The organism is Rhodoplanes roseus (assembly GCF_003258865.1).
GTDB lineage: Bacteria > Pseudomonadota > Alphaproteobacteria > Rhizobiales > Xanthobacteraceae > Rhodoplanes > Rhodoplanes roseus.
The window spans coordinates 1-6,233 of the sequence record NZ_NPEX01000315.1; the positions used below are offsets into that span (position 1 = coordinate 1).

Consider the following 6,233-nt stretch of genomic DNA (forward strand, 5'->3'; position numbering starts at 1 on the left):
GTCCGGGTTCGGCGCGCCGCGCCGCCCCGGAATGACGCCCGGTCGACCGGCTGGAGTCCGGGATCAGTCCGGATCGTCGCGCAGCGCGCGCAGCGAGTCCGAGGCGAACTGGCGATGCCAGACGACGGCGACGACCGCGACCGTCGAGGCGATCAGCACCCATGGCCCGACGAACCAGCCCAGATAGGCGAGGGCGAAGAACAGCGCCCGCTGACCGCGGTTGAAATGCAGTCCGGCGGAGCGGAACAGCCGGGTCGTGCGCCGGATGTGGCGCTCGGCCTCCGGGCTGTCGCGCTCGGCGGCGGGCGGCGTCGCCCCCAGCATGATCGCCACGTAGTTGAACAGCCGGTACGACCACGCGAACTTGTAGAAGGTGTAGACGAAGATCACGACGAGCCCGACCGCCTTCGCCTCCCACAATTCGCGCGCCGTCGGCAGCGACAGCGGCAGCGTCGACAGGATGGAGACGACCTGATCGGTGGAGCGCACGACCGTCAGCGCCCCGCCGATGGCGAGCAGCGAGGTCGAGGCGAAGAACGCCGCGCCGTTCTGCAGCGCCGCCATGATCTGCGCGTCGACGATGCGCGACTCGCGCCGCAGCATCCGCCGCATCCAGATCGCCCGGATCTCGTCCATCTGCGAGTTGAGCGCGCCGCGCCCGAACGGCGTCCACTCCATGGCGATCGCGTAGCTGCCCCAGGCGACCACGAAGACCGTGATGGCGACGAGGTCGAGAGGGTCGAACCACAGCATTGCCAACTCCCCTTCGTCGGGCCAAGAGTCCGCTCGGTCGGGCCCCGTCCGCCTGTGCCGGGACAATGGCACGGCGCCGCGTCCGATTCCTACGACAGCGAGACTTGCGAGGGACCCATGCCGCAGACCATCACGACTCACGTGGCCGATCTGGTAGCGGAGGCCGAGCGCGAGATCGAGACCTTGCCGGTCGAGGCGGCGATCGCGTTGCACGGCCGCGACGACGTCGTGTTCGTCGATCTGCGCGACCCGCGCGAGCTCGACCGCGAGGGCAGGGTGCCGGGCGCCTTCCACTGCCCGCGTGGCATGCTGGAGTTCTGGATCGACGACAAGAGCCCCTATCACAAGGCGGTTTTCGCGCAGGACAAGCGCTTCGTGTTCTTCTGCGCCGCCGGCGCCCGATCGGCCCTGTCCACCCAGGCGGCCCAGCGCATGGGCCTCAAGCCGGTCGCCCACGTCGCCGGCGGCTTCGGCGCCTGGAAGACGGCGGGCGGACCGGTCGAGTTCAAGGTCTGACGCTCTGCATCCCCGCAGGACCGCCATCCCGAAAACGGGCATGCCGCCGCGCCGTGCCGCGGCGTAGATAACGCGCGGGTTCGGCCGCGCGGAGCGTCCGGCAGGCGGGAGATCGAACGGCATGAAGGTTCGCGACATGGCGCTGGCGGCGCTCGCGAACGTGATCTGGGGCTTCACCTACGTCGCGTATCCGATCGCCCTGGAGAGCTTCACGGCCTCGCAGATGGCGGTGCTCCGGTTCGTGCTCGCCGCGCTGCCGGTCGTGTTCGTCGCACGCCCGGCGCCGTGGCGGACCATCCTGGCGGTCGGCGCCACGCTGCTGACGGGCCAGTTCCTGCTCCTGTTCTTCGCCCTCGCCGCCGGCCTGCCGCCGGGCCTCGCCTCGGTGACGACCCAGATGCACGCCTTCTTCGCCGTGCTGATCGCCGCCGTGGTGCTGCGCGAGTATCCGACGCGGCGGCAGGGCGTCGGGCTCGTCGTCGCCTTCACCGGACTGGTGTTGATCGGGCTGACGGTCGGCGTGGATCTGCCGCCGCTCGCGCTGGTGCTGGCGATGTGCGCCGCGATGAGCTGGGCGACCGGCTCGATCCTGCTGCGCACGACGCCGCGCGGCGTCGCCATGGGGCCGTTGATGGTGTGGTGCAGCCTGGTGCCGCCGATCCCGGCCTATGCGGCCTCGCTGCTGCTCGACAACGACGCGTCGCTGATCGGCGCGGTCCAGCACGCCTCGGTCGGCAGCCTGCTCGCCATCGTGTTTCTCGGCACGCTCGCCACCACGCTCGCCTTCGGCATCTGGGGCCATCTGATGCAGCGCTATCCGAGCGCCGCGGTCGCGCCGTTCGCGCTCTTGTCGCCGTGCACCGGCGTCGTCGCCGTCGCGCTGATCTTCGGCGAGCGCTTCGGCCCGCTGCGCGCCGCCGGGATGGCCTGCATCCTGGCCGGCCTCGTCGTCGTGGTTCTGCCCTGGCCGCAGATTGCGGCGCGCGCCGCGGCGCTGTGGCGGCGCGACCCCGCTTGCCCGCCGCCCTCGACCTGATCATTCTGCAGCACACCGGCATGCCGGGCAGGAGAGTCGGATGAGCCTTCATCTCGTGATCGGCAACAAGAACTACTCGTCGTGGTCGTTGCGGCCGTGGATCGCCATGCGGGTCGCCGGCATCCCGTTCGAGGAGACCGTGGTGCCGCTCGGCGATCCCGGCTTCAAGGCGACGGTCGGCCCGCATTCCGGGACCGGCAAGGTGCCGGTGCTGATCGACGGCGACGTGCGGGTGTGGGAGTCGCTGGCGATCATCGAGTATCTGGCCGACAAGTGTCCGGAGGCGGGCCTCTGGCCGGCCGACCGCGTCGCCCGCGCCCATGCGAGGACGATCGCCACCGAGATGCATGCCGGCTTCGCGGCGCTGCGCACCGCGCTGCCGATGAACTTTTCCCGGCAGCCGGCGCGGCCGGTGCTGTCCGACGAGGTGAAGCGCGACGTCTCCCGGATCGAGGCGATCTGGCGCGACTGCCGCAAGCGGTTCGGAACGGGCGGTCCGTTCCTGTTCGGGACGTTCGGCGCAGCGGACGCGATGTATGCGCCCGTCGTGTCGCGATTTCAGACCTACGACGTCCCGGTCGGTGCCGAGGCGGCGGCCTACATGGAGGCGGTGGCGGCCCTGCCGGCCTGGGTGTCATGGCGCGACGCGGCCCTGCGCGAGACCTGGGTGTATCCGAACGACGAGCCCGACGGGCCCGAGGTGCCGCGCATCGACACGTGAGGCGGCTCGCTTCGGTAATCGGCGCCACCGGAGCACGAACGGAAAGAGCCCGGCTTGCGCCGGGCTCTTCCGCTTCGACCGTCGCCTGTGCAACGACGGCCGCCTCTGCGCGATGCGTTACTTGTCGCCGCGCAGTGTGTCCTTCACGCCGCCGACGGTGTTCTGCACCTTGCCGGACACCTTGTCGGCCTTGCCTTCTGCCTCGAGCTTCTTGTCGCCCATGAGCTTGCCGGCGCCTTCCTTGACGGTGCCCTTGGCCTGATCGAGGGAGCCTTCGATACGGTCCTTGTCCATCGTGTCCTCCTGTTGTCGGAGGGAAAACGGCCAGGACGAGCGTGGGTTCCGCAGAATATGCACGTGGGTCCGATGGTACCCGCGACGCGGGTCGCTCCGAATTCCGCCGGGATCCGGAGCCCGACATGAAAACGGGCCGGCACATCGCCGGCCCGCGAGAGGCGTGGTCGGTGCTCGCCGGATCAGGCCGGCAGCACCGCGACGATGTGCATGTTGTTCGGATCGACGATGACGATCTGGTCGCCGACGATGAAGTACTCGTAGGCGCGCCAGGCCGGATAGATCTGGATCACCGAGGAGGGCACCCGCGCCAGGCGCACGGAGCGCGGCACCGTGGTGCCGACCGACACCGCGAAGTCGACGCTGTTCACGCGCGGCGCGTTGCTCTCCTTGACGATCGTCTCACGGATGCGCGTGCGCTGCTCGGTGTTCAGATTGACGTTCGTGTTGTTCGTGGTCGTGCTCGAGCCGCCGCGCTGCTCGGCCGACGTGCCGGATCGCTCCGATCCGCCGCGCTGATCCTGACCCGTGCGGGTGCGGTCGGTGTCGCCGCGGCCCCGCTCGCTCTCCGAGGTGCGGCCGCGCTGCTCGGTTCCGGAGCCGGACTTCTCGGACGCGCCCGAGCGCTGCTCGGAACCGGATCCGGAGCGACGGTCCGGCGAGCCCGACGGCGCACCGGCGCCTTCGCGGGCGCTCGGGCTCTGCGCGCCGGAGCCGCCCGACTGGGCCGCGCCGCCGCCGCTGCCTTGCCCCGTGGTCTCGCGTCCGCCGCGCTTCTCGGCGCCGCTGCCCTGCATGCCGCCCGACGAGCCGCCCATGCTGGATCCGCCCGAGCCGGCGCCGGCGCCGCCAGAGCCGCCCGCACCGCCACCACCACCGCCGCCGCTTTGGGCGACGGCGAGGGTCGTGCCTGCGACGAGCGCAGAAATCGCCGTTGCAATCAGCAGCCGATTCGTCTTCATGCCATCCTCCAGTTGGTGCCGCGACCCCATGCCGCCGGGTGGTCCCGACGAAGTCCGAACGCCCCGTGACAGAGGCGGTTCCTGAACTTCGGATTCTTGTCGATGGGGGCACCGTCCACAGGAAAGCCGCATTAGCCCGCTCCCTGACGCAACGGGGGGATGCACCGGGAGTCGTGCCCGGGGCGCGAATCCGATCTGATATGCCGGATGGTATAAGGACCGCGAATCGATTCGCGGCAGCCGATGCCTCGGCTCACAGGAGGTCCAATGCTTCGCTTGATTGCCGTTCTCGTCGTTGCGCCCGCCATCCTGGCGTCGTCCGCCGCATGGGCGCAGCAGTTTCCGCTGCCGCTCCCCGGCTCGCGCGGCACCGACGAGGACCAGAAGGCCTGCCAGCGCGACGCGACCACGCTGTGTAAACCGTATCTCGGCGACGACATGGCGGTACTGAGCTGCTTCCAGAGCCAACGTCAGAAGCTCAGCACGTCCTGCCGCAAGGTGCTCGAGAAGTACGGCCAGTAAGCCGGCCGATCATTTCGCGCGGCGCTCGGGCCATCCGGTCGCGCCGCGCGAGTCTCACGTCCGTCCTCCGCCCTCCGACGTTCAGCCGATCGTCAGCACCACGTTTCCGGCGACCTGGCCGCTCTCGACGGCCTCGTGCGCCGCCACGACCTCGGCGAGCGGCATCGTCTTCGCGATGTTGTGGATCAGGCCGCCGCGTGAGAGCGCCTCGGCGATCATCGCGAGCGCGGTCGCCCGCTCCTCGGCGGTCAGCTCGTAGACGAACACGAACTTCAGCGTGATCTGGTTGGTGAGGAAGAAATAGAGCGGCTGCGGGGCTTCCGCCGCGCCGGTGCCGTAGACCACCACCAGTCCGCTCGGCCGCAGCACCTTCGGCAGCAGCGCGGCATTGGTCGCGATGTCGAGCTCGATCACCGCGTCGACCCCGGCGCCCTCGGTGAGCTCCATCACCCGGGCGCCGACATCCTCCTTGCGATAGTCGATCACGTGGTCGGCGCCGGCGGCCCGCGCCAGCTCGGCCTTGGCGGGCGAGCTGACCGTGGTGATCACCACGGCGCCGCGCGCCTTGGCGAACTGGATGGCGTAGTGCGACACCGCGCCGGCGCCGCCGCTGATCAGCAGCGTCGACCCGGCCCAGGCCTGCGCCGTGTCGACGACGTGGGCCGCCGTCATGGCCGGGATCCCGAGGCAGGCGCCGATCTCGAAGCTCACCGCCTCGGGCAGCGGCACGGCCATCTCGGAGGGCAGGGCGACGAACTCGGCGCAGGTGCCGAAGGCGCGCTTCCACTGGGCGTTCCACGTCCAGACGCGCTCGCCGATCCGCGACTCCGCTACGCCGGCTCCGACCGCGTCGATCACGCCGGCCCCGTCGCTGTGCGGAACGACGCGCGGATGGGCGATCTTGCGGGTGCGCCCGGAGCGGGCCTTCACGTCCGACGGATTGACGCCGGAGGTCGCCAAGCGGACCCGCACCTCGCCGCGCCCCGGCTCCGGTGTCGGCAGCTCGCCGAGCAGCAGCACCTCGCCGGCGGGGCCGTTCGTCTCGTACCAGGCGGCGCGCATCGCATTCTCCACGAGCTCGAGGATCTCGACCGGGAGGACCGCGGAGTGGCCGGAACTGCCGCCGCGGCGACCGGTTGTTCCGGCGTATCATCGAGGAGAGAGACATGCCGCACAAGGACATCCAGGAGCACATGGAGGTCGTCGGAGCCGACGATCTGCACGTCGGAACGGTCGATTCCGTCGAAGGCGAGCACATCAAGCTGACGCGCACCGACCCCGAAGCGGGCGGCATTCACCATCGGATCCCGCTGGTCTGGGTCGAGGAGGTGGTGGACAGCAAGGTCCATCTGAGCCTCGACTCCGAGGACGCCATGGAGCAGTGGGAGCCGGCCGACGCGTGAGCGGCCGGCTCGTCTCCGCGCGATCG

9 protein-coding genes are annotated in these 6,233 nt (G+C 70.3%); 5 read left to right on the plus strand and 4 right to left on the minus strand.

Annotated elements, in window-relative coordinates:
• Nucleotides 1-63: 63 nt before the first annotated feature.
• Nucleotides 64-753: a DUF599 domain-containing protein gene (locus tag CH341_RS26835; RefSeq protein ID WP_111422022.1), complete on the minus strand. Its 690-nt coding sequence runs from the start codon at nucleotides 751-753 to the stop codon at nucleotides 64-66.
• A gap of 117 nt (nucleotides 754-870) precedes the next feature.
• Here CH341_RS26835 and CH341_RS26840 point away from each other — a divergent pair, with 117 nt between their 5' ends.
• From CH341_RS26840 to CH341_RS26850, 3 genes are all read left to right on the plus strand, one after another.
• Nucleotides 871-1,269: a rhodanese-like domain-containing protein gene (locus CH341_RS26840; RefSeq protein WP_111422023.1), complete on the plus strand. Its 399-nt coding sequence runs from the start codon at nucleotides 871-873 to the stop codon at nucleotides 1,267-1,269.
• A gap of 121 nt (nucleotides 1,270-1,390) precedes the next feature.
• Entirely contained in the window at nucleotides 1,391-2,305 is a 915-nt protein-coding gene (locus CH341_RS26845; protein WP_111422024.1) for an EamA family transporter, read from the plus strand.
• Nucleotides 2,306-2,345: 40 nt separating this feature from the next.
• Complete coding sequence (locus CH341_RS26850) at nucleotides 2,346-3,026, plus strand: glutathione S-transferase family protein (RefSeq protein WP_111422025.1); 681 nt, start codon at nucleotides 2,346-2,348, stop codon at nucleotides 3,024-3,026.
• Between the two features lie 117 nt (nucleotides 3,027-3,143).
• Here CH341_RS26850 and CH341_RS26855 read toward each other — a convergent pair whose 3' ends face one another.
• Together CH341_RS26855 and CH341_RS26860 are read right to left on the minus strand one after the other, a co-directional pair.
• The gene (locus CH341_RS26855) at nucleotides 3,144-3,320 is read right to left on the minus strand and encodes a CsbD family protein (RefSeq protein ID WP_111422026.1); all 177 of its coding nucleotides are present in this window, start codon (nucleotides 3,318-3,320) and stop codon (nucleotides 3,144-3,146) included.
• 182 nt (nucleotides 3,321-3,502) lie between these two features.
• The gene (locus tag CH341_RS26860; RefSeq protein WP_146604639.1) at nucleotides 3,503-4,282 is read right to left on the minus strand and encodes a DUF1236 domain-containing protein; all 780 of its coding nucleotides are present in this window, start codon (nucleotides 4,280-4,282) and stop codon (nucleotides 3,503-3,505) included.
• 267 nt (nucleotides 4,283-4,549) lie between these two features.
• Between CH341_RS26860 and CH341_RS26865 the strand changes: the two genes are divergently transcribed.
• Entirely contained in the window at nucleotides 4,550-4,804 is a 255-nt protein-coding gene (locus CH341_RS26865) for a hypothetical protein (protein WP_245431267.1), read from the plus strand.
• A gap of 81 nt (nucleotides 4,805-4,885) precedes the next feature.
• Here the strand turns inward: CH341_RS26865 and CH341_RS26870 are convergent, their stop codons facing one another.
• A complete protein-coding gene (locus tag CH341_RS26870; protein WP_111422029.1) occupies nucleotides 4,886-5,866 on the minus strand; it encodes an NADPH:quinone reductase in 981 nt (326 codons plus the stop codon).
• 104 nt (nucleotides 5,867-5,970) lie between these two features.
• Between CH341_RS26870 and CH341_RS26875 the strand changes: the two genes are divergently transcribed.
• Nucleotides 5,971-6,207 (plus strand): DUF2171 domain-containing protein, encoded by a 237-nt coding sequence (locus CH341_RS26875; protein WP_111422030.1) that lies wholly within the window; start codon nucleotides 5,971-5,973, stop codon nucleotides 6,205-6,207.
• Nucleotides 6,208-6,233 lie beyond the last annotated feature (26 nt).

Coding starts and splice junctions, on each gene's coding strand:
- CH341_RS26835 (WP_111422022.1), bottom strand. CDS start 753: ATGCTGTGGTTCGACCCTCTCGACCTCGTCGCCATCACGGTCTTCGTG.
- CH341_RS26840 (WP_111422023.1), top strand. CDS start 871: ATGCCGCAGACCATCACGACTCACGTGGCCGATCTGGTAGCGGAGGCC.
- CH341_RS26845 (WP_111422024.1), top strand. CDS start 1,391: ATGAAGGTTCGCGACATGGCGCTGGCGGCGCTCGCGAACGTGATCTGG.
- CH341_RS26850 (WP_111422025.1), top strand. CDS start 2,346: ATGAGCCTTCATCTCGTGATCGGCAACAAGAACTACTCGTCGTGGTCG.
- CH341_RS26855 (WP_111422026.1), bottom strand. CDS start 3,320: ATGGACAAGGACCGTATCGAAGGCTCCCTCGATCAGGCCAAGGGCACC.
- CH341_RS26860 (WP_146604639.1), bottom strand. CDS start 4,282: ATGAAGACGAATCGGCTGCTGATTGCAACGGCGATTTCTGCGCTCGTC.
- CH341_RS26865 (WP_245431267.1), top strand. CDS start 4,550: ATGCTTCGCTTGATTGCCGTTCTCGTCGTTGCGCCCGCCATCCTGGCG.
- CH341_RS26870 (WP_111422029.1), bottom strand. CDS start 5,866: ATGCGCGCCGCCTGGTACGAGACGAACGGCCCCGCCGGCGAGGTGCTG.
- CH341_RS26875 (WP_111422030.1), top strand. CDS start 5,971: ATGCCGCACAAGGACATCCAGGAGCACATGGAGGTCGTCGGAGCCGAC.